Origin of the sequence: Chryseobacterium sp. HR92, from assembly GCF_045689405.1 — a bacterium.
Classification (GTDB): Bacteria; Bacteroidota; Bacteroidia; order Flavobacteriales; family Weeksellaceae; genus Chryseobacterium; species Chryseobacterium viscerum_A.
The window spans coordinates 4,704,405-4,727,274 of record NZ_CP139139.1; the positions used below are offsets into that span (position 1 = coordinate 4,704,405).

Below are 22,870 nucleotides of genomic sequence, written 5' to 3' on the forward strand. Positions count from 1 at the left end.
GTTTTTAGTTGAACAAATACCACACGATCCCGATGTTCAGTCTGAAATCATATACCGGATAATGTGGAAATGCATATGCTTTGTTATTGGAAATAACAGTTCCTATCTGCTGACCTTCTATGAAAAAGAACATCTTTTTCACCTTCATATTGATATAGATATCGGCGATAGGCTGCCCCCCAATTGAAAATGAATCTGCTCTTGGAAGGATATATTCATTAAGAACAGGGAAATAATCCCTTGACGCAAATTTAGAGAAGTAATATACTTTAACACCTGCCTGAATTTCTGCTGCTTTTTTGAATGCCTGTGTCTGATAGAAGAAATTGGCTCTCCCAATAAAGCCTGGCATAGGAAGCAATTCTTTATTCGTTAGAGTATTTTGGAAATGCACCCTTGTATTCAGATGGAATTTATTGAAGCTGAATGTAGCATCGCCCCCTATTTGAGAGATATTCACAGAATTATCACTTTGCTTCGGGCTTCCGTTACTGTCAAAATAAGTATAGTTATCTATTCTGAAATAGTTGGCGAAAATCTCTGTTTTAAACCATTTCAGATTGATGCTTCCTCCCACTTCCATTACAGACTGATTCTTTGCATTTTCAAGATAATAATTGAAATTGTTGTAAACAGAAGTGTTCAATAAGTAATTAAATGAAGGATAAGCACTTTGGAAATTCACTTTAGCATTAACGAAATAATCTTTAATAGGCTCGAACTTCAGATTGTTGGTTGTTTTCAGATAGCTTTTAAACTGGCTTCCGTTTGAAAATTCCAGGAATGAGTTCAATTGAATTTTGTCCCAAAGTTTTACCTGCAGATTTCCTACAGCTCCGATTCTGTTTTCTTTAAGCTCACCAGGAAAAGGTACGCCATTAAGGACAACAACATCTCTTATTCCCAATTTGATCATCTGATAACGTACACCAGCATCCAATTTGAATTTTTCATTATTAAAAATCAAGCTTACCGTATTGCTGAAGTTTTCAGAATATTTTTTTGTGGTCAATGGGAAACCATCAACCAGTTCAGTAGGAGCATCATACCAATAAGATTCCAGCGCTGTCTGATTATAGTAATATTTATTCCCTTGATGAGAAATAATATGTCTTATACTAAATGGAAATTTCCCGGAATTGAATGGCGTAAACTGGTGGCTCAGGTAGTATCTTCTGTAAGAAAACTGTGAGCTGCTGGATGCCAGGTTTACCTGAGCATTTTGCCTGTTACTATAATTACTGTCACCATTCATGAACAGATTATCCTCGGTAATACCACCACTTTCCTGATTGTTTACATTCTGGTGAAGATAATGTGCGAAGATTTCATAGTTTCCGCTTTTTGAAATATAGTGCCCTGAAAATAGAGTATTATTATTCGCAGCTAATGAATTTCTGTAAAGTCCCTGAGAACGAAGTCCCATATATTCAAGAGCAAAATTGAATCTTTTCCCAATATTTTGAGTGTAAGTAGAGGTTAAAGCCGCACCGTTTCGCATTGCATTATGATATACAAATGAAGCGGTAGGAGTTTTTACGTCATAGTATTTCACATCATTTGCCCCAATGATCATATAAGATTTATTGGATGGCAGTAAGGAAAGATTCTGTTCGTCATTTACCTCAAATACCAACGGATTGAATCCCGATCCTATATTGGCAGTCTGTACTCTTCCAAAGTTATCCTTATTATTTTGTTGTGAAAAGATATAGGTTTTATTAAAAGTCATTACGGTATCAAAAACTTTCTTTTCAGAAAACTGAGTTTGATATTGGTAATCATTAATAGTAGGCTTGAAAATCTTCAGGGAATCTTTTTTCCCGGAATCTATCACAAGAGTATCTTCTTTTTTAGGTTGAGGCTTTGTATCAGCTTTATTAACGACCTGCGCTTTGGCTACAAAACTTAAAGAGAAGAGTATGAAAAGGATGTACTTCATTATTCATTATTGTACAGCAAAAATAAGAAATAAAAGGACATAAAAAACCCCACAATAAATGTGGGGTTTGAGATATTTTTATTAGAAAAATTTTAGTTTTTCACTAAGACAAATTTATTACCACTAGAAGTACCTGCATTACCTGAGAAAGTAAGAGCAGAAATATTTATACCACTAGTACAAAAGTTAACTGTCCCTGTACCAGATATATTCATATTACCCGTAGATCCTCCATAACTAAAAGCTTGATTGGAAGCTACTGTGATACTACCATTATTCTGAACAGTAACAAGCATGTAAGATGTAGTCGGGTTGCTAATATAAGGATTGTTGGTTGACAATATCTTAAATTGGTTAGCGGCAGGACCTGGCTGTATAGTAATTAGATCTCCTGGTGAATAATCTTCCCAAGTATCTGTTACAACCTTATACGTTCCAGTGAAACCTGACATATTAAATGGACATTCTAATGAATATTTCAATGTGTGAGTTTGATTGAACGTAGCATTAGGCACTGACGAAGAAATCTTAAAAGTAATCACTTTTTGTGTTTCCAAAGCACCACTTTCTAATAATTGTACTTTAAAGCTTCCAACCTTTTGTCCAGCAGGAAGATTATCCGTTTTATTTAGAATCTTAAAATCAACACCTTCTACTGCTGTAGAATTAGCGGCATCAACAGCAATTTTTACTTCTGTATTTTGCTTTGCTTCACTTAAAGTGGTATATACTACTGCAACCTCTCTAGATGTTGTTCCTTTTACTACTGTTGCCTCAGAGCTTTCAGCACCAAAACTCACAAAATTATCACCGTCATATACTGCATCGTCTCTCTCTGAACAAGCAGAGATCATTAATGCAAAAAGGGGAATACTTAAATATTTTAAAATTTTCATAGCTAAAATTCGCTTTTAATTATTAATAACCAGGGTTTTGTTGCACTTGAGGATTTAAATTAATCTCCTGAACCGGGATAGGCAATGTATACTTATGGCTATTGTTCGGAAGGTTGGTAACCGTAACAACATCATCTGTTTGGTTTCTATCCATAGTAACACCTGCTGCAGTAGCCAATCTTTTTAAATCTATATATCTGTGTCCTTCTAACGCAAGATCTACTCTTCTCTCCTTTAAAATATCAGCATATGCAGCTGTAGATGACGCATATACAGGAAGAGGAGCTATTCCACTGCTGTATCTTTTCGCTCTTACTTGTTGAATTAATGTTGCTGCACCTGTAAAATTATTAGCAGCTGTTTCACATTCCGCTAAGATGAAATACATTTCTGATAATCTAAATACCTTTAAATCATTTCTTGTAGCAGCACTTGTTTTACCTGGGTATTTATCTACTACCAGTTGATCAGTATCTCTAGGAGAAGTACTTGTTAAATAATTAGGATCAATTATAGATGAAGGATCAACATATACTGATCTTCTAACATCACCTGGAGTTGTATCAATGATATTATATAGATTTCTTCCTAAAGCCCACATTGGATTTCCTGTAATACTAGAACTGTTGGTATTCCATCTTGTTCCAATTGAACTTCCGTTTCCTGTAGCTAATCTGTTTAATGCAAAAATAATTTCTCCTCTTGCTGTGTCATTCCACATTGTTGGATATGCTGAAGCAGCAGTTAATGACAATCCAGCATTAGATATTACATCCTGTGCATATTGCTTAGCTAGAGTTGTATTACCTCTGTAAAGGTTAAACCTTGCAGAGACCGCATTTACAAATCCCTTATCTACATAAAATCTACCTGCTGGAGCATTATAAGCTAATATACCTCTTGCATAGTCTAAATCTGCATTAATAAAATCATAAACATCTTGATTTTTGCTTCTTGGAAGCTTTACATCAATTACTGGAACATCTTTTAGAAGCAAAACACCTAAACCGTTTGCATCTTTCATATCCGGAGCGAAAAAAGTCTCTAATTGAAGATAGCAGAAAGCTCTTATCGCTCTCGCTTGCGCAATTATTGAGTTATATTGAGCTACTTCAGTAGGAGCTGGAGTAACTTTTGCTGCACCAGCAAGCAATCTGTTCACACGGTTAATTACCAAATAATGCTGAGCCCAGATTCCGGTAGTTAATCCCGTAGTAGGATCTATAAAATAACGGTGAATTTCATATTCCTGACCACCACTACCTGCTCCTGGCTTTACCTCGTCAGTAAATACTGCAGAGAAATAAATATCATTATTAGTATCCATGTTGGCATACACAGATCCAACTAAATAATCATTCAGATTTGATACACTTGTAAATAAAGTGGCGTCATCCAGTAATCCCGGCTGCTCTATATCAATAGCATCCTTACAACTGTTTAAAGTAAAACCAACTGACGATAGACATACTGCTATCACTAATGCTTTTTTATATATTTTATTCATTGTTTCTTTTTTTAAAAATCTACATTAACCCCTACAGAATATGTTTTGGGATTTGGATATACGTTAAGTGAATACGTTGTAATCGGCTCCACATCAAAACCTTTCCATCCTGTGAAAGTATAAATGTTTTCAGCTTGTGCAAAAACCTTAATAGAATTAATTGGTAAATTACCTAATGCTTTTTTGTCGAAAGTATATCCAACGCTTACATTCTTCAATCTAACAAAATCAGACTTGAAAAGGAATCTGTCAGAAGAACCTTCTAATGTTGAATTTACAGCTGATAAACTTGGTACTGTAGCATTCGTATTATTTGGAGTCCAAGCATTCAATAGATCAGCTGAAACGTTAAGTCCAGATGCAGCATAAGAAGGATTCATTACCCAAGAATATAGGTTATCATAGATATATCCTCCTTTCTGATAAGAAAATAAAGCGTCTACGAAGAAACCATCATGTTGGAAATTAAATCCAAATCCACCTGTATACTTAGGCATAGGGCTTTTTCCTGTAAGTCTTCTATCACCTGCAGTTGGCGTTTGAGTTACATTTCCGTTGATATCTAAAAATAGCTGTTCTCCGTTAGCTGGGTTAACACCTAAATAAGGATAAAGCTGCCATTGATCTGCTGGTCCTCCAACACCATCAACAAAATCACCTGTAAGATCAGGAGCTTCCATGCTGATAATCTTGTTAGAGTTATACCCCACATTTCCAAATACAGATAGTTTTGTATTCGCTTTTCTTAGTAGGTGAATTCTTAGTGATCCTTCAACCCCTTTATTATCCATAACACCATTATTTCCTCTTAATGAACCTTGACCTGTAACATAAGTTACCGGAATAGAGTTAAATAGTCTTGATGTTCTTTTTTGATAATAGTCAAAAGTACCTTCTACCAACCCTTTATAGTTGAAATCTACTCCTAAATCGAGTTGTTTTACCTCTTCCCATTTTAGATTCTGGTTTCCAAGGTTTGCCAAATAATATCCAGGTAAGCTTTGGTAAGCCGGAGCTGTAGTAGGGTTCGGTCCATTATAATCTAAATATGAAGAAGGACCTACTGTTAATACATTGGTATTGTTAGCAACTGTAAATAAGTTTTGGTTACCTGTTGTTCCTAGTGAAGCTCTTAGTTTCAATAAATTGAACCCAGATCCTTCCATAAAGCTTTCTTTATCAATATTCCATCTTCCTGCTACTGACCAGAAAGTTTCCCATCTGTTATCTTTAGGGAATCTATATGATCCATCTCTTCTTATCACCCCAGACACACCATATTTTCCTTGGTAGTCATAATCTACAGTTCCAAAATAAGCCAGCGTTCCTGCAGTAACTTTCAATGCACTTGCAGAAGGACGGTAGATATTTGGTGTAGCAGGGTTAAAAGGAACATATCCGGTTCCTGCACCGAATTCCCAAACTAAAGGATCAAGACCGTTCTGCTGTTGAGTATAACTTTGCCAGTTTACTTTAATATAATCTAGATAAGCAGCAGCAGTAATAGTATGATCACCAAATGAATGGTTATACGTAATATTTGTAGTGGTATTGAAAGTTAAATCGTTTACTGTATTAAATTGCTCAAATCCACCATATTTTGCCCCTTGTCCTGCAGCTACTACTAAAGATAAGTAACCGTTTGCTGCTCTTGCAAATTGTCTTTGATAATTTTTATAGTCAACACCTGTTCTATTTCCAATACTTAAATCTGACGTAAGTTTGTAATTACCACTTACGTTAGCTGTTAAGCTGGTTTCCGTAAACTGGTTTCTAATACCCCCCATGATATTATCATAAAGAATATATGCTCCGTTTCCGTTACCACTAGCCTGTCCAATCTGATTGAATAATCCCAATCCATTGCTAAATGTTGGCGCTGCTAAGTAAGGTGCAGAAAGCACTGTTCCAAATAATGGATTCTGTACAGTGTTTGCATTAATAGCAGTATTGGTTTCGTCGTCCAACTGATTTCTTTTAGAAAATCCTAAACCAATGATTGCACCGAAGGTTAATTTTCCATCGCTGCTTTTTCCATTAAGGTTATTTCTCAGAGTAAATCTTTTGAAATCTGTCCCACGAATGTTACCTTCGCTATCAACATAACCTAATGAAACAAAGTTACTTATGTTTTCTCCACCTGCACTTACCGATAATGTATGTTGCTGGCTCATACCAACTCTGGAAAACAGATCTCTCCAGTCTGTATTGGTAGTGAAATTATTTATATCATTTTGAGACATTGTAGCTCCTTTTCCACCTCCCGCATTCTTCTGAACCTGTAATAATTCTCTTCCGGAAGACATGTTATAATCCGTTTTTGGCAAAACAGAAAAAGAAGTTAATGCATCATAGGAAATTCTAAGCTTTGAGTTAAACTTACCACCTTTAGTAGTGATCACAACAACCCCGTTAGCAGCTCTGTTTCCATAAATTGCAGTAGCCTGTGCATCTTTTAGAATACTAAACGTATCAATATCATTAGGGTTTAAGTTTCTAAACTGTGATCCAGATGTAATGATCCCGTCTATAACATATAAAGGATCCGTAGAACCATTTAGGGAACTAAGTCCTCTGATGATAATATTAAACTTACCAGAACCCGGAGATCCAGATGCTGAGTTCGCTACTATACCAGGTGCTGTACCCTGTATAGAGTTAAGAACAGAAATATTTGGTCTGTTCTCTAATGTTTCAGAACCAATGGTTACTGAAGAAGCACTAGATTTAGCCTTAGTAGATGTCTTGCTATAACCTAACACAACAATTTCATCAATTTTCTGTTCTTTGTCCTTTTTAGAACCTGTTGTGTCTTTTTGAGCAAATACTACCTGCCCTGTGAAAAATAACACACCGGCTGTCAGTACACGTAATTTAACATTCATATTAACAAATTTTAATATATTTAATGGGCAAATATGTTAATAAATATTAACATCTACAAATTAAACCCTCGTTTAAACTACGCTTTTTTTAAATATTTCATTTAAATCCTACATAAATCAAATAAGATTCCATAATAATAGATAGTTTTTATTATGTGAAAATTATTTTTTTTACGCATTTAGTTCGTTTTAACAAATTATTAATAACTTAAAAATTATTATTTAGAATTATTATAAATTAAGCAAGTCTAGAAAATAAAAATACCCCTTATAAAAAAGTGGTTTTCACCTATTTAGGATATAATTATTTAAATTTTATATTGGACCCTTTTTTCGTAGACTACAACTATAGTCCCAATTATGGTGTTACAGTAATATTTCAGAAAACATCATCTTTGAAGCACATACTCCACATTCCATCTAATTTAATGATATTGCTCCCTTACTATTATTTTTGAAATAATAAATACAATTCCTCAAAAGAATAATCTATTAGAGTTTTATGAATTTAGAGATTTCAGTCCTGTTAAGATCTGTGCAAATTTAACTTTCTTTATTAATACCATAATAAAAATAGTAAGAATGTAATAATCAAAGACAAATTATAAAGAGAAGTCTAAAGTACTAAAAAGTTAAACTTAGCTAAAAATGCGTATAAATTTTACCATTATAATTTGAACATTTTCAAGTGGTTCAAATTATGTATTTTTTTCCTGACAGATATCCAAAAGGTCATTTGCACAAAATAAGTTAACAAATCCTAAAAGTACATTATAGCATTCATCATTTTTTACTAACTTTACCAAACAATAACCAGCTAATTATATAAATAATTAGAAATAACTTAAAAAATGAAAAAAATCTTATCCATCGCTTTATTTTTACCGTTTGTATTTGTAGATGCTCAACAGTCTTTAAATATAAACAACATAACCGGTAGCCAATCTGTCTTTGAAAGTGTAGTAGCTTCAGGAACCGGAGCTCCAATAAAATATGAAGATATACAAGGATCTCCTTATCAATCACCACTTTTTCAAAAAGCTTCTGTGGGAGAAAAATATGGAAATATCGATGTGAGGTATAATGCTTACACTGATGATATAGAGTTTTTAAACAATGGAAAAATTGAAGTTTTACCTAAACAGGACGATTTCTCCAGAATTGAAGTTCTTTCGTCTAAACAAGCTTTTGTTTATTTTAAGAACTCTACAGAACCGAAAGGTTACCTTACCGAGATTGCAAAAGGAAAAAATTCCGTTTATAAAAAGGAAAAAACTATTTTTAAGGATGCAGCTGCAGCTGCTAACACCTATCAGACAGGGAAACCCGCTATGTTTGTAAAACAAGATCCTGTTTACTATATAAAAACAGCTTCAGGAAGCACAAGTAAGGTATCATCATTAAAAAAAATAACAGATCTTTTTCCAGAAAAAGAGAAAGAGTACAACACATATATTAAGTCTAATAATTTAAAATTTAATGATTCTGATATAGCTAAACTAGTAGATTTTATCAATCAATAATTAATAGATATTTAATTATTCTGAAACTTTATAAAAATCCGAGTATAACTTATTTATACTCGGATTTTATATATATCACATTTAGTTTACTACAAACATCATAGGATCTCTTCAGCGTTTTGTATGTAATTTTTTCTTACAAAAGCATTTCCTTATTTTAATTTTTAAAAGCATTTTGACATTACCAACTATATTTTAATCCCCACAACCACAAATCTTTAAGAACACGGATAATAATAAAAAATCCACCTCACAAGTGAGGTGGATTTTTTATTATTTATTGTAACTATTAGTTTCAGACTAATATCATCTATTATTTCAGTTTTTTCTTAACTGCTACTTCTTCGTAAACCTCAAGAATATCTCCGATTTCGATGTCATTATACCCTTTCAGGTTCAGACCACATTCGTAGCCTTTTGTGACTTCTTTAACATCGTCTTTGAAACGCTTCAAGCTTTCAAGTTCACCGTCAAATTTAACAATACCATCTCTTAATAGACGTACTTTCGATTGTCTTGTAACTTTCCCGGTAAGAACCATACATCCGGCAATTGAACCAACTTTAGAAATCTTGAATACCTCACGGATTTCAACATTACCAATTACCTGCTCCTGAATTTCCGGAGAAAGCATTCCTTCCATTGCTTCTTTCACCTCATCAATTGCTTTATAGATGACAGAATATGTTCTGATTTCAATTTCTTCACGGTCTGCAAGTTCTTTTGCATTAGCACCTGCTCTCACATTGAATCCAATGATAATTGCATCTGATGCTGCTGCTAAGTTGATATCAGATTCCGTAATCTGTCCTACACCTGAGTGAAGAATTTTTACGCTGATTTCCTCTGTTGACAATCTTTGCAACTGATCAGAAAGTGCTTCCACAGAACCATCCACGTCACCTTTAAGAATAATGTTCAATTCTTTGAATTCTCCTAAAGCAATACGTCTTCCTAATTCTTCAAGTGTTGTATGTTTTTTCGTTCTGATAGAAAGTTCTCTCTGAAGCTGTTCTCTCTTGTTAGCAATGGCCTTACCTTCACTTTCGTCAGCATATACACGGAATTTATCACCAGCAGTAGGTGCTCCGTCTAAACCTAAGATTGTTGCAGGAATTGAAGGACCTGCTTCTGCAAGGTTTTTCCCTCTTTCATCAAGCAAAGCTTTTACTTTACCATGATTTTTACCAGCTACTACATAGTCTCCTACTCTCAATGTTCCGGTCTGCACCAACATTGTAGCAACATACCCTCTACCTTTATCTAGAGATGCTTCAATAACAACACCATTTGCAGAACGATCAGGATTCGCTTTTAGTTCAAGCATTTCAGCTTGTAATAAAACTTTCTCCAATAATACATCTACATTATTACCAAATTTGGCTGATATCTCCTGCGCCTGAACATTTCCTCCCCATTCTTCAACTAAAACCGGAGGATTTAATCCTGAAAGTTGTTGACGAATGTTATCAGGGTTTGCATTTGGTTTATCAACTTTATTGATCGCAATAATCATTGGTACCTGTGCAGCCTGGGCGTGAGCAATTGCTTCTTTCGTTTGTGGCATTACATCATCATCGGCAGCAATTACAATAATAGCGATATCTGTGATTTGTGCACCTCTCGCTCTCATTGCTGTAAAAGCTTCGTGACCAGGAGTATCCAAGAATGTAATTCTCTGACCATTTTCCAGTTTCACGTTATAAGCACCAATGTGCTGAGTAATACCTCCAGATTCACCTGCGATTACATTAGTTTTTCTAACATAATCCAATAATGAAGTTTTACCATGGTCAACGTGTCCCATTACGGTAACTACCGGTGCTCTTGATACTAAACTCTCTTCGCTGTCGATTTCATCTTCGCTATCGCTTTCTTCAAGATCAGCATCCGAGAATTCAATTTTATAACCAAACTCATCTGCTACCAATAATAAAGTATCAGCTTCAAGTCTTTGGTTCATGGTAACCATTACACCTAATGAGAAACAAGCAGAGATTACTTCAGTTGGAGAAACATTCATTAAACTTGCCAATTCACCTACAGTGATGAATTCTGTTACTTTAAGAGTTCTGTCTTGTGCTTCAAGCTCCTGCTGACGCTCATCCTGCTCTCTACGGAAAGTTCTTTTATCTTTTCTGTGTTTTGCAGATTTAGATTTACCTCCTTTATTAGTAAGTTTTTCTAATGTTTCCTTGATCTGGTTTTTAACCTGCTCGTCAGTGAGCTCAACCGGCATAACTCTTTGTCCAGGTCTGTTGTTGTTCTGGCCTCCTTTTTTGAAGCCGCCACCTTGACCTTGTGGACGATTTCCGCCACCTTGATTATTTCCGAAACGGTTTCCTCCTTGGCCACCCTGACCTTGCGGACGGTTTCCTTGACCACCTTGACCCTGGCGGTTTCCACCTTGTCCACCATTGTTATTATGCGGACGGTTACCTCCTTGACCTTGGCCTTGTCCGCCTTGGTTATTATTATTTCCTGAGTTTTGGTTATTCCCCTGACCTTGTTGGTTATTCTGGCCACCAGGTTTTTCAATTCTCTTTCTTTTCTTTTTTGCTCCAGAACCTGGTTTTGGTGCAAATTGAGTCAAGTCAATCTTTTCTCCAACAATCTTAGGACCGTCAAGTTTCTGATACACTGTCTCAATTTTCTGAGGCTCCTGAGATTCAGGCTCAGCCTCTGCTTTTGGAGTTTCCACTTTTTTCTCCTCTACAACAGCAGGTTTTGGAGTTTCTTTTACGGGTTCCACAGGTTTCACTTCTTCTTTTTTCTCCTCCATTTTTGGCTTGTCTTTTTTCACAGGTCTGTTTCTAGATTCTATTTGAGACAAATCAATTTTATCCAAAACTTTGAATTCCTGTTTTTCAGGAGCTGCTTTTACTTCCGGCTGTTCTTCTTTCACAATTTCTTCTTTCTTTTCTTCAACCGGTGTTGCAACAGGAGCCACAGGAACTGCAGGAGCTTCCTCAACTTCAGGCTTCTTAGGTTCTAGATCAATTTTACCTAAAATTCTAGTTTCTGGTTTATTTGCTTTAGCTCTTATCACTTCAGGGGTTTTCTTTTCTTCAATTTCCAGTTTTTCTTCCGGAACTTTAGTGATCACCACCTCATGGGAAGCCTTTCTTTGTTCGCCGTCTTTAGCAAACTCAGCCTCCAATGCAGAATATGCCGATTCTTCCAATTGAGCGTTAGGATTGCCTTCAACCTCGAAACCCCTTGACTGTAAAAATTCTACTAATCTGGACATCGAAATGTTGAATTCCTTAACCGCTTTATTTAATCTAATTTTTGGCATCTATATTATTTACTGTTTTTTAATTTTTAAAATTAAAGTATTTCCTTTTTACTGTTTATTAAAATTTATTTAAATCTTAATCTTCAAATTCTTCTCTCAAAATACGTTTTACCTCTTCGATTGTTTCTTCTTCAAGGTCTACCATATTTAAAAGACTTTCAGTTTCTTTATCCAATACTGATTTTGCAGTTGTAAGTCCTACTTTCTTAAACTCATCCAAAATCCACTGCTCGATATCGTCATTAAATTCTCTCAATTCAACATCGTCATCCTCGCTGGACTCTCTGTATACATCAATTTCATATCCTGACAACCAAGAAGCCAGTCTAATATTCTGTCCTTGTTTTCCAATCACTTTAGAAATCTCTTCAACAGGAGTATATACTAGTGCATAGTTTTGATCCTCATTGATGTCAATTTTATTGACAGTAACGTTTCCTAAAGCTCTCTTCACCAAAATCTCAGGGTTTTTAGACCACTGAATAACATCGATGTTCTCATTTCTCAACTCTCTTACAACCCCATGAATTCTGGATCCCTTAACACCCACACAGGCACCTACCGGATCAATTCTGTCATCATAAGCATCTACTGCAATTTTCGCCTTTTCACCAGGAATTCTCACTACCTTTTTCAGCATAATTGTTCCGTCCTGGATCTCAGGAATTTCCAGCTCTAATAATTTCTCAAGGAATTTAGGTGCAGTTCTGGAAATAATAATCTGCGGTTTAGAACCTTTAAAGTCTACTGTTTCAACAATAGCTCTGATATTCTCACCCTTTTTAAAGAAGTCGGATGGGATCTGGTTTTCTTTTGGTAAAATAAATTCATTTCCTTCATCATCCAACAAAATCACGTGTTTGTGACGAATATGGTGGATTTCTCCCACAACAATTTCCCCAATTTTATCTCTAAACTGCTCGTACAGCATTGCATTATTGTGCTCCTGAAGTTTTGTAGCCAGAATCTGCTTAAGGGTAAGAATATTTCTTCTTCCCAATTGAGCAACAGGAATTTCCATTGTAAAGTCCTCACCCACTTCAAAGGTAGGATCAATCTTCTTTGCTTCAGAAATTTCAATTTCCAAATCATCATCTTCAGACATTTCGTCCTCTACAATTGTTTTATTTAAAAATATCTGAAAATCTCCTTTATCCGGGTTTACAATCACATCAAAATGATCATCTGAGTCAAATCTTTTTCTCAAAAGAGTCTTCAGTGAATCTTCAATAATTGCCATAAGATCAATTTTACTGATCCCCTTTTCGTCTTTAAAATCACCAAAGGATTCAATCAACGCTATATTATCCATCTATTCTTTTTTCTTTTTAAAATTTAATTACTACTAATGCTTTCTTGATTTCGGAGTAAGCAATTTCTTTCTCCTCTTCTACATCTACTTTTCCTTTTCCGATATCTTTCGGCTTACGGTAACGCAAAGTAAGTGTGATCTTTTCATCATCTACTTTTGACAATTCTCCTTCTATTTTAGAAGAATCCTCCAGCATCACCTCAATCTCTCTTCCAATGTTTTTACCGAACTGTCTTGGTGTGGATAATGGCTCGCTCAATCCGGCAGACATCACCTGAAGACTGAAGTCATGCTCTTCACGATCCATATTGAATTCTATTGCACGGCTTGCATCAAGGCAGTCCTGCAGTGAAACTCCGTTATCACCATCTAAAATCACTGTAATATCATCCCCTGCAGAAATTTTAAGATCAATAAGAAACAGATCTTTTCTGGTCTCAAGGAATTCATTTAACAATTCGTCAATTCTTTTTCTAAACTCCATATAATTTTATCTTGATTTACAGTACGAAAAAAGGCTTTCTTCCGAAGCCTTCCCATTTTTTCCCGTAAATCCATTGCAAATATAAGCATTTTTTCCAAAAACACAAAATTATCTTAAGTATCAAGCAAATAGCGCCAGATTCATTTACAATAAATTAAAGGAATATGTCACAGGATTTTTATTACTTTTGTCTTTAGAATTTTAAAACAAACATTTTGAATATAACGATTGTAGGAACAGGTTATGTAGGACTAGTTACAGGAACTACTCTGGCAGAACTTGGCAATTCAGTATACTGTGTTGATATTGATGAAAAAAAAGTAGAAGGTTTGAAAAACGGCATTGTTCCCATCTATGAGCCGAACCTTGAAGAGATGTTTTTAAGAAACATTCAGTCTGAAAGATTATTTTTCACTACCGATCTTAAAGAAGCCTTAGACAAAAGCGAAGTAATATACCTGGCATTGCCAACTCCTCCGGGAGAAGACGGCTCTGCAGATTTATCTTATGTACTTCAGGTAGCCAACAACATTGGCGAGATGATGAGGGAATACAAAGTTGTTGTCAACAAAAGTACGGTTCCCGTAGGAACTGCAGACAGAGTAAGAGAAACAATCTCTTCCAAAACAAACCTCCCTTTTGATGTAGTTTCAAATCCTGAATTTTTAAGAGAAGGTTTCGCCGTTGAAGACTCCATGAACCCCTCAAGAGTAGTGGTAGGTGCCAGCTCAGAAAGAGCAAAAGACATCATGTCTAAAATTTATCAGCCTTTTACCAATACGGGAATTCCAATTATCTTTATGGATGAGAAATCATCGGAGCTTACAAAATATGCTGCGAACTCATTTTTAGCAGTAAAGATTACCTTTATGAACGAAATTGCAAACTACTGCGAAAAAGTGGGCGCAGATGTAGATAAGGTAAGACTGGGAATGGGTAGCGATGACAGAATCGGGCATAGATTCTTATTCCCTGGAATCGGATATGGAGGAAGCTGTTTTCCTAAAGATGTAAAAGCACTTATAAAATCCGGAAAGCAGGAAGATTTTAATTTCCAGATTCTTGAAGCTACTGAAAATGTAAACACCACCCAAAAAGTAATTCTAGTGTCTGAAATTGAGAAATATTTCGGAGGCAATATAGAAGGAAAGAAAATTGCCATGTGGGGACTTGCGTTCAAAGCAAATACGGATGACATCAGAGAAGCTTCATCTCTGGACAATATTGCTCTTCTTCTGGAAAAAGGCGCAGAAATTGTAGCATATGATGCAGTTGCAGAAAGCAATGTTCAGAAACTCCTTGGCAGCAAAATACAATATGCCAAAGGAATGTATGATGCACTAGAAGATGTTGATGCATTATTTATTGCCACAGAATGGCCGGAGTTTAAAAATCCTAATTTTGAGCTTATGGCTAAAAAAATGAAAAACAAAGTCATTTTTGACGGCAGAAATATGTACCCATTGGAAATCCCTGAACAAAACGGGTTTCATTATAAAAGTATAGGAAGAAAGACCATCTCAAAATAAATCAATGAAAAACATTATCATTACAGGAGGTGCCGGCTTCATTGGCTCCCATGTTGTAAGAGAATTTGTAAAAAACAATCCGGATACTACGATCATCAATCTTGATGCTCTCACCTACGCCGGAAATCTTGAAAACTTAAAGGACATTGAAAATGAACCTAATTACGTTTTCGAAAAAGCAGATATCACAAGCCCGGAAGAACTTAGAAGGGTTTTTGAAAAATACAACCCGGATGCTGTAGTACATCTGGCAGCAGAAAGCCATGTAGACAGAAGTATTACTGATCCTATGGCATTTATTAACACCAATGTAAACGGAACAGCTAATCTTCTGAATCTTTGTAAAGAGTTCTGGACATTAAACCCTGATCATACTCATGGTAGATTCCCGGATGAAAAAAGAACCAATCTTTTCTACCATATTTCTACCGACGAAGTATATGGAAGTTTGGGTGAAACAGGATTCTTTTTAGAAACAACTTCATACGACCCACAATCTCCATATTCTGCTTCAAAAGCAGCTTCCGATCATTTGGTAAGAGCTTACGGAAATACATACGGAATGCCGTTCATCGTATCCAACTGTTCTAATAATTACGGACCGAATCATTTCCCGGAAAAACTGATTCCTCTTTGCATTTCAAATATTATCAACGAAAGACCGCTTCCTATTTATGGTGACGGGAAATACACCAGAGACTGGTTATTTGTAATTGATCATGCCAAAGCAATTCATCAAATCTTTAAGGAAGCAAAAACCGGCGAGACTTATAACATCGGAGGATTCAATGAGTGGCAAAATATTGATCTTGTAAAAGAACTGATCAAACAAATGGATGCCAAACTGGAAAGACCGGAGGGCTATTCTGAAAAACTGATCACTTTTGTCAAAGACAGACCAGGTCATGATAAACGTTATGCTATTGACGCCACAAAACTGAATAAGGATTTAGGCTGGAAACCCTCAGTAACCTTTGAAGAAGGTTTAGGAAAAACCATCAACTGGTATCTTGAAAATAAAGAATGGCTTGAAAATGTAACTTCAGGAAATTATCAGGATTACTATAACAAGCAATACAGCTAAAGATCCGGCTATTGAGAAAATAAAGAATGAACTGAAATAATTCTCATTCTTTATCATACCCCTGAATAGCAAAAGAAATTCAACTTATAACACAAAAGAAATAAGCGTAATACGCACCACCAAATGAAAGGAATAATATTAGCCGGAGGATCCGGAACAAGACTTTACCCTCTAACGATTGCAGTGAGCAAGCAGTTGATGCCTGTTTATGACAAACCCATGATCTATTATCCACTTTCCACACTTCTTTTAGCAGGAATCAAGGATATTCTGATTATCACCACACCACACGACCAGGAAGGTTTTATTAAGCTTTTGGGTGATGGTTCTCAAATTGGCTGTAATATAGAATACGTTGTACAGCCAAGCCCCGATGGCTTAGCACAGGCATTTATTTTGGGAGACCAGTTTATCGGCAATGATTCTGCTGCGCTGGTATTAGGTGATAATATTTTCTACGGTTCCGAAATGGGAACTTTACTGAAAAACAAAACCAATCCGAATGGAGGTGTTGTTTTTGCCTATCACGTTGCAGACCCTGAAAGATATGGTGTTGTAGAATTTGACAAAGACTTAAAGGCAGTTTCTATTGAAGAAAAACCTCTCAACCCTAAGTCAAATTATGCGGTACCCGGTCTTTACTTTTATGATAACGATGTGGTAGAAATTGCTAAAAACATCCAGCCTTCTGCAAGAGGTGAACTGGAAATTACAGATATCAACAATGTTTATTTAAAAAACGAAAAGCTTGAAGTTGCTGTTCTTGACAGAGGTACTGCATGGCTGGACACCGGAACTTTTGATTCTCTTCATGATGCTTCAGAATTTGTAAGCGTGATAGAAAAAAGACAGGGATTTAAAATCGGCTGTATTGAAGAAATCGCGTTCAGGAATAAATTCATCAATGAAGAAAAACTGCTTGAAACTGCGGCAAAATATGGCAAAAGCGGCTATGGTGAATACCTGAAACAACTTATCGGAAAATAACAAAAACAATTTATAAAAATCATAGACTATTGGCTTTATGGCCAATAGTTTTTGTTCATACCGCCAATTATCAATATATTAGTTGTTGATTTTTAGTTTTATTTATCATGAAAATTTACAAACTAAGAGATACGGTAAGAATTAATTATTATAAATTTGCAAAAACTTACACAGATGAATGAACCACAACAGAAGTGGACTGAAACGATTGATGCTGATCATTCGTTGTTTGACTTGAAGCTGAAAGAAGTCTGGAAATACAAAGATCTTGTTTATATGTTTGTAAAGAGAGATTTTATATCCAGTTTTAAGCAGACTATTTTAGGACCTATATGGTTTTTTATTAATCCCATTCTAACAACCATCGTATACCTGGTTATTTTTGGAAGAATTGCCAAGCTACCAACAGATGGGGCACCACCTCTTCTTTTTTATCTGGCTGGCGTTACTCTTTGGAATTATTTTTCTTCCTCTTTACTGGCTACATCCTCTACTTTTACAGGGAATGCCGGCATTTTCGGAAAAGTGTATTTTCCAAGACTGGTTACCCCACTTTCTATTGTCATTTCTAACCTTATGCGATTTGGAGTACAGTTTGTTCTATTCATCCTTGCATGGGCTTATTATTACAATAAAGGAGAGGCTCATCCTAACATCTGGATTCTGGCAACCCCGTTTCTTATATTCCTGATGGCCCTTTTTGCATTAGGAGTTGGAATGATATTTTCTGCCCTTACTACGAAATATAAAGATTTGGCAATGCTACTCGGTTTTGGGGTAAGCTTATATATGTATGCAACTCCAGTAATATATCCCGTCTCTTCATTACCGGGATTCTTTAAAAAACTAGCATATTATAATCCTTTAACAGGTATTTTTGAATGTTTTAAATATGCATGGATCGGTGTGGGAGATTTCTCCCCTACTATGCTTGGGATCAGTACAGGTATTATTCTTGTCCTTTTAATGATTGGAATTGTTATATTCAATAAGGTTGAAAAAACCTTTATGGATACCGTGTAATTATTTTCTTTTTAAAATTTAAATTAAAAAAACATGCTGGCTTTAAAAGCAGAAAACATATCTAAACAATACCGTCTGGGACAAGTCGGGACAGGAACTCTTTCTCATGACCTTAACAGATTCTGGCATAAAGTAAGAGGAAAAGAAGATCCTTATCTTAAAATTGGAGAGACAAACGATAGAACTACAAAAGGTGATTCTGAATATGTATGGTCCCTTCGCAATATTGATTTTGAAATCGAAAAAGGAGATGCTGTAGGAATTATCGGAAGAAACGGTGCAGGAAAATCTACACTATTAAAAGTTTTAAGTAAAGTTACAAAACCTACAACAGGGCAGATTTATACCAACGGAAGAATTGCCTCTCTATTGGAAGTAGGAACAGGATTCCACCCTGAAATGACGGGAAGGGAAAATGTCTTTCTTAATGGAGCTATCCTGGGAATGACAAGAAAGGAGATCAAGAGAAAATTTGATGAAATTGTAGATTTCTCGGGTGTTGAAAGATATATAGATACTCCTGTTAAAAGATATTCTTCGGGAATGTATGTCCGCCTTGCTTTTGCCGTAGCTGCTCACTTAGAATCTGAAATTCTTATTGTAGATGAAGTATTGGCAGTTGGTGATGCTGAATTTCAGAAAAAATGCCTTGGAAAAATGAATGATGTAACAAGAGGAGAAGGCAGAACCATTCTTTTTGTAAGTCATAATATGACGGCCGTTAAAGAATTATGTACAAAAGGAATTCTTTTAAACCATGGACAAATTGATTATCAAGGTGATATCCTCAGCACAATTATAGAATATCAAAAAAGCAGCGCAAGAGAAAGCTCTTATATTTATAACGGAAATCTTGATGAAGCTATAGGTAATGAAAATATTAGGGTAAAAGAATTTTCAGTATCTCCTATAAACGGGGACTTGTTAGATATTGATTCCGGAGTGCATGTAAAACTTGTTTTTCATAATTACTGTCCTGATATTACACTTGATACAACCTTTGAATTGAAAAACTACGATGAGTTGGTGATTTTCCATGTTGGGAAATTTGTTTCGGCAAAAGGAGATGCAAAAGTAGGTGAATATACTGTAGAATTTGATATTCCGACAGGGCTTCTGAATGCAGGAAATTATTATTTTAGACTTTACTTTGGAAAAGATCAGAAAACACTTCTGTATGGAATTGACAATTTTATTGGATTTGAAGTAGAAAATGTAAAAGTAGGAGACATCATGTATGTTTACCCTGGAGTGACCAGACCTCAATTTGAATATAAAGTACAAACACCATAACTGCCTATAACATTCGTTTTATAGTCTTATCAAAAACAACTTTATGACAGGCCCTCATATAATAAATTTGAACAAAATAGGTTCTCCCGAACTCGGATATATTACTATTTCTGAAGCACAGAAAGATGTACCTTTTGATATTAAAAGGGTATACTGGACTTATTACACCCCACAGGATGTAAGCCGTGGAGGACATGCCCATAAAAACCTTCAACAGCTAATTGTTGCCGTAGCAGGAACAATTACGTTCAATACAGAAGATAAAGATGGGAAAAAAGAAGTTTTCGTATTAGACAGTCCCAATACAGGTTTATATATTCCTAAATTAGTATGGAGAGATATAAAGTTCAGCCACAGTGCCGTATTATTATGTCTGGCATCTGAACTATACGACGAGGATGACTATTTCAGAAATTATCAAGACTTTAAAGATTACCCAAATGAAATTTAACAATAAGAATGTATCTATAAGCGATAAAGCCAGAATAGGCAAAAACGTAAAAATTGGTGACAACACCGTAATTTACGACAATGTTATTATTGGTGATAATTCCGTTATTGCGAATGATTGTGTCATTGGAGAACCGCTTAATGATTATTACTTTAAAGATGATTATGTAAATCCTGAAACTATAATTGGCGAAAATGCATTAATAAGAAGTCATACGATCTTATATGCAGGTTCCCGTTTCGGAAATAATTTTTCTACCGGGCACAGGGTTACGATAAGAGAAAACTCTGTTTTCGGAAATAACTGCAGACTGGGAACGGTCACAGATATACAGGGGTACGTTACTTTTGGTAATAACTGCTGGCTTCACAGCAATGTACATATTGGTCAAAAATCTACCATCGGAAATTTTGTTTTCATCTATCCGTATGTAGTCCTTACCAATGATCCCACTCCTCCTTCTGATGTATGTATAGGTGCCACCATCGGAGATTTTTCTCAGATAGCAGTAGGTACTGTTCTACTTCCAGGAACAGTAATCGGAAAGCATTGTCTGGTGGGTGCACAATCTCTGGTTGGGGGTAATTATGAAGATTATTCTTTAGTTCTTGGGAATCCCGGAAAAAAAATTAAGGATGTCCGAGAAATGAAATCAAGAGAAACAGGAAAATCCCATTATCCGTGGCCATATAATTTTTCAAGAGGTTTACCTTGGGAACAAGAAGGCTTTGATGAATGGAAAAAAGAAAACGGTTACGAAAACGATTAAGAAAAACAATTGAAAAACAATAGTTTCAGATACGACATTTCTTTTCTGCGGGCATTTTCTGTACTCGCAGTTCTTTTCTATCATTATAAATTTCAATGGTTTAAGTCCGGATTTATCGGTGTCGACATCTTTTTTGTTATTTCAGGTTTTTTAATGACCAAAATTATTTTGTCTTCTTTTGATAAAGGAAGCTTTAATCTCTGGGATTTTTACAGAAGAAGAATAATCAGGATTATTCCTGCACTTTTAGGATTAGTTGTTACTTTTTCATTGGTCATATTCTTTTTTCTTCAGCCGCAGATTGTCAACTTTTTCAGAAGTGCTTTTTCCAGCGTCCTGTTTTTTTCTAATATTTATTATTACTTAAACAACGGATACTTCGACTCATCGTCCCAATACAACTTTCTATTACATTCATGGTCGCTTTCCGTAGAATGGCAGTTTTATTTAATTTATCCGCTCATATTACTTCTCTTAAAGAAATTATATACCACAAAAAAGAACAGCTTTACTGCAGTCTTTTTAGCATTAGCCTTTATTTCATTTGGTGCTATGCTCATTCATAGCAATTATGACTCTGATTTCTCTTTTTACATTTTTTATCCCAGAGCATGGGAGATGATGTTGGGTGGACTTGCATTTTTGCTGGAAGATAAAATGCAGCATATTCCGAAAAAAGTTAAGCTAGTCCTGGCTTTAACTTCTCTTTCAGCGATAATATCTTTTATTTTTCTCTTTCATGCATCTTCATGGCCATCGTTGTACACCATCATTCCGGTATTCTTTACAGCATTGCTTATCAGCCTGAATTATGAATTCACAGCATACAAAAATAAAATAGTTACCTACCTTGGAAATATATCTTATTCCCTGTATCTGTATCACTGGCCATTGTATGTATTGATCCTGTTTTTTGAAGTAGATACCAGTTTAAAATATCGTGTTCTAGCCATATTTGTTTCAGTTATTCTTGCCATACTTTCCTACGAGGGAATTGAAAAAAGAAACTATTCTAATAAGGCTAAATCAGTTCTGACAGCGAGTCTGATTATATTTATTTTTTCATTTTCAATTACAAAAGTAGATGCTGAGAATTATACGGATGAAAATAAAAATCTGATCAATACTACTTCAAACTATAAGTATAGTAAAAAAGCTGAAGATCAATATAAAATTGACACCAAGCACCTCACCCATAAAAAGGATTATAAAACAATTATACAGAATTTGGATGTTCCTGTTGCTGATAAAAAAAATGTCGTTCTTTTAGGAGACAGCCATGCAGGAATGTTTTCAAAAACAGTTAATAATATCTTTGCAGATAAAAAAGATATTAATCTTATCCAGATCACTGCAGATGCTACCTATCCTATGGAAAATTCCAAAGGTATTTATCCTAACCCTGTACAATATTTCAATTATATATTCACGGAATATTTTCCAAAATACTATAAAAATATAGACCTTATCATTATTAATGCTAATTATTCGGGATATCCTGAAAAAGAGATAAAAAATAATCTCAAAATAACCGAACAGTATTTTTCAAAATACAAAGTGCCTACTCTTTACATAGGCATGACTGATTTCTACGTAATAGATTTTCCAACATACTATTACATCAAGAAAAAGTATAGTGCAAATATGTACACAGAGGAAAAGAAAATCAAAGAGACTGAAAAATTCAATGCTTTTTTAAAAAACTATCTGGGTGATCAATATATTGATCTGCTCAATGTAAAGATTAACAAAGTATCTCCGGACAACTATCCGTATATATATGATACCAATCATTTAACATTGTTTGGTACAGAACAATACAAAAATATTTTATCACAAAGAATATACAAAATACTGAATATCAACACAAATAAAGATAATTAAAGA

Annotated in this window: 16 protein-coding genes; 9 read left to right on the top strand and 7 right to left on the bottom strand. The window is 35.1% G+C overall.

Annotated features, from left to right (window positions below; all coding sequences use genetic code 11):
• Positions 1-4 precede the first annotated feature (4 nt).
• The 4 genes from SFA27_RS21330 to SFA27_RS21345 all read right to left on the bottom strand — a co-directional run bounded on the left by SFA27_RS21330 (position 5) and on the right by SFA27_RS21345 (position 7,230).
• Entirely contained in the window at positions 5-1,942 is a 1,938-nt protein-coding gene (locus SFA27_RS21330; protein WP_407294737.1) for a putative porin, read from the bottom strand.
• Positions 1,943-2,034: 92 nt separating this feature from the next.
• The gene (locus tag SFA27_RS21335) at positions 2,035-2,838 is read right to left on the bottom strand and encodes a hypothetical protein (protein WP_407294739.1); all 804 of its coding nucleotides are present in this window, start codon (positions 2,836-2,838) and stop codon (positions 2,035-2,037) included.
• A gap of 22 nt (positions 2,839-2,860) precedes the next feature.
• A complete protein-coding gene (locus SFA27_RS21340; protein ID WP_264518789.1) occupies positions 2,861-4,345 on the bottom strand; it encodes a RagB/SusD family nutrient uptake outer membrane protein in 1,485 nt (494 codons plus the stop codon).
• An 11-nt stretch (positions 4,346-4,356) separates the two neighbouring features.
• Positions 4,357-7,230 (bottom strand): SusC/RagA family TonB-linked outer membrane protein, encoded by a 2,874-nt coding sequence (locus tag SFA27_RS21345; RefSeq protein WP_264518790.1) that lies wholly within the window; start codon positions 7,228-7,230, stop codon positions 4,357-4,359.
• 851 nt (positions 7,231-8,081) lie between these two features.
• Here SFA27_RS21345 and SFA27_RS21350 point away from each other — a divergent pair.
• On the top strand, positions 8,082-8,753 hold the full coding sequence (locus SFA27_RS21350; protein ID WP_264518791.1) for a hypothetical protein: 672 nt from the start codon (positions 8,082-8,084) through the stop codon (positions 8,751-8,753).
• Positions 8,754-9,066: 313 nt separating this feature from the next.
• On the opposite strand, the gene infB is transcribed toward SFA27_RS21350, so the two are convergent.
• From infB to rimP, 3 genes are all read right to left on the bottom strand, one after another.
• A complete protein-coding gene (gene infB, locus SFA27_RS21355; protein WP_407294742.1) occupies positions 9,067-12,051 on the bottom strand; it encodes a translation initiation factor IF-2 in 2,985 nt (994 codons plus the stop codon).
• Positions 12,052-12,127: 76 nt separating this feature from the next.
• The gene (gene nusA / locus SFA27_RS21360) at positions 12,128-13,363 is read right to left on the bottom strand and encodes a transcription termination factor NusA (RefSeq protein WP_047097519.1); all 1,236 of its coding nucleotides are present in this window, start codon (positions 13,361-13,363) and stop codon (positions 12,128-12,130) included.
• Between the two features lie 16 nt (positions 13,364-13,379).
• Positions 13,380-13,847, bottom strand: coding sequence for a ribosome assembly cofactor RimP (rimP, locus tag SFA27_RS21365; protein WP_047376508.1), 468 nt, complete (start codon positions 13,845-13,847; stop codon positions 13,380-13,382).
• 215 nt (positions 13,848-14,062) lie between these two features.
• On the opposite strand from rimP, the gene SFA27_RS21370 reads away from it, so the two are divergent.
• The 8 genes from SFA27_RS21370 (at position 14,063) to SFA27_RS21405 (ending at position 22,867) form a co-directional block, all read left to right on the top strand.
• The gene (locus tag SFA27_RS21370) at positions 14,063-15,376 is read left to right on the top strand and encodes a UDP-glucose dehydrogenase family protein (RefSeq protein ID WP_407294745.1); all 1,314 of its coding nucleotides are present in this window, start codon (positions 14,063-14,065) and stop codon (positions 15,374-15,376) included.
• Positions 15,377-15,380: 4 nt separating this feature from the next.
• On the top strand, positions 15,381-16,460 hold the full coding sequence (rfbB, locus tag SFA27_RS21375) for a dTDP-glucose 4,6-dehydratase (RefSeq protein ID WP_407294747.1): 1,080 nt from the start codon (positions 15,381-15,383) through the stop codon (positions 16,458-16,460).
• A 123-nt stretch (positions 16,461-16,583) separates the two neighbouring features.
• On the top strand, positions 16,584-17,447 hold the full coding sequence (gene rfbA, locus SFA27_RS21380; protein WP_047380416.1) for a glucose-1-phosphate thymidylyltransferase RfbA: 864 nt from the start codon (positions 16,584-16,586) through the stop codon (positions 17,445-17,447).
• A gap of 174 nt (positions 17,448-17,621) precedes the next feature.
• Entirely contained in the window at positions 17,622-18,470 is an 849-nt protein-coding gene (locus SFA27_RS21385) for an ABC transporter permease (RefSeq protein ID WP_264518795.1), read from the top strand.
• Positions 18,471-18,503: 33 nt separating this feature from the next.
• The gene (locus tag SFA27_RS21390) at positions 18,504-19,763 is read left to right on the top strand and encodes an ABC transporter ATP-binding protein (RefSeq protein ID WP_047376503.1); all 1,260 of its coding nucleotides are present in this window, start codon (positions 18,504-18,506) and stop codon (positions 19,761-19,763) included.
• A 67-nt stretch (positions 19,764-19,830) separates the two neighbouring features.
• Positions 19,831-20,214, top strand: a complete 384-nt coding sequence (locus tag SFA27_RS21395; protein WP_407294750.1) for a sugar 3,4-ketoisomerase — start codon at positions 19,831-19,833, stop codon at positions 20,212-20,214.
• Entirely contained in the window at positions 20,204-20,983 is a 780-nt protein-coding gene (locus SFA27_RS21400; RefSeq protein ID WP_047376501.1) for an N-acetyltransferase, read from the top strand. The genes SFA27_RS21395 and SFA27_RS21400 overlap by 11 nt, the downstream gene beginning before the upstream one ends.
• Positions 20,984-20,992: 9 nt before the next feature.
• Positions 20,993-22,867: an acyltransferase family protein gene (locus SFA27_RS21405; protein ID WP_407294752.1), complete on the top strand. Its 1,875-nt coding sequence runs from the start codon at positions 20,993-20,995 to the stop codon at positions 22,865-22,867.
• The last annotated feature ends 3 nt before the right edge of the window (positions 22,868-22,870 follow it).

Bases quoted from the DNA above. Each gene is read 5' to 3' on its own strand.
- SFA27_RS21330 (WP_407294737.1), bottom strand. From the start codon at position 1,942: ATGAAGTACATCCTTTTCATACTCTTCTCTTTAAGTTTTGTAGCCAAA.
- SFA27_RS21335 (WP_407294739.1), bottom strand. From the start codon at position 2,838: ATGAAAATTTTAAAATATTTAAGTATTCCCCTTTTTGCATTAATGATC.
- SFA27_RS21340 (WP_264518789.1), bottom strand. From the start codon at position 4,345: ATGAATAAAATATATAAAAAAGCATTAGTGATAGCAGTATGTCTATCG.
- SFA27_RS21345 (WP_264518790.1), bottom strand. From the start codon at position 7,230: ATGAATGTTAAATTACGTGTACTGACAGCCGGTGTGTTATTTTTCACA.
- SFA27_RS21350 (WP_264518791.1), top strand. From the start codon at position 8,082: ATGAAAAAAATCTTATCCATCGCTTTATTTTTACCGTTTGTATTTGTA.
- infB (WP_407294742.1), bottom strand. From the start codon at position 12,051: ATGCCAAAAATTAGATTAAATAAAGCGGTTAAGGAATTCAACATTTCG.
- nusA (WP_047097519.1), bottom strand. From the start codon at position 13,363: ATGGATAATATAGCGTTGATTGAATCCTTTGGTGATTTTAAAGACGAA.
- rimP (WP_047376508.1), bottom strand. From the start codon at position 13,847: ATGGAGTTTAGAAAAAGAATTGACGAATTGTTAAATGAATTCCTTGAG.
- rfbB (WP_407294747.1), top strand. From the start codon at position 15,381: ATGAAAAACATTATCATTACAGGAGGTGCCGGCTTCATTGGCTCCCAT.
- rfbA (WP_047380416.1), top strand. From the start codon at position 16,584: ATGAAAGGAATAATATTAGCCGGAGGATCCGGAACAAGACTTTACCCT.
- SFA27_RS21385 (WP_264518795.1), top strand. From the start codon at position 17,622: ATGAATGAACCACAACAGAAGTGGACTGAAACGATTGATGCTGATCAT.
- SFA27_RS21390 (WP_047376503.1), top strand. From the start codon at position 18,504: ATGCTGGCTTTAAAAGCAGAAAACATATCTAAACAATACCGTCTGGGA.
- SFA27_RS21400 (WP_047376501.1), top strand. From the start codon at position 20,204: ATGAAATTTAACAATAAGAATGTATCTATAAGCGATAAAGCCAGAATA.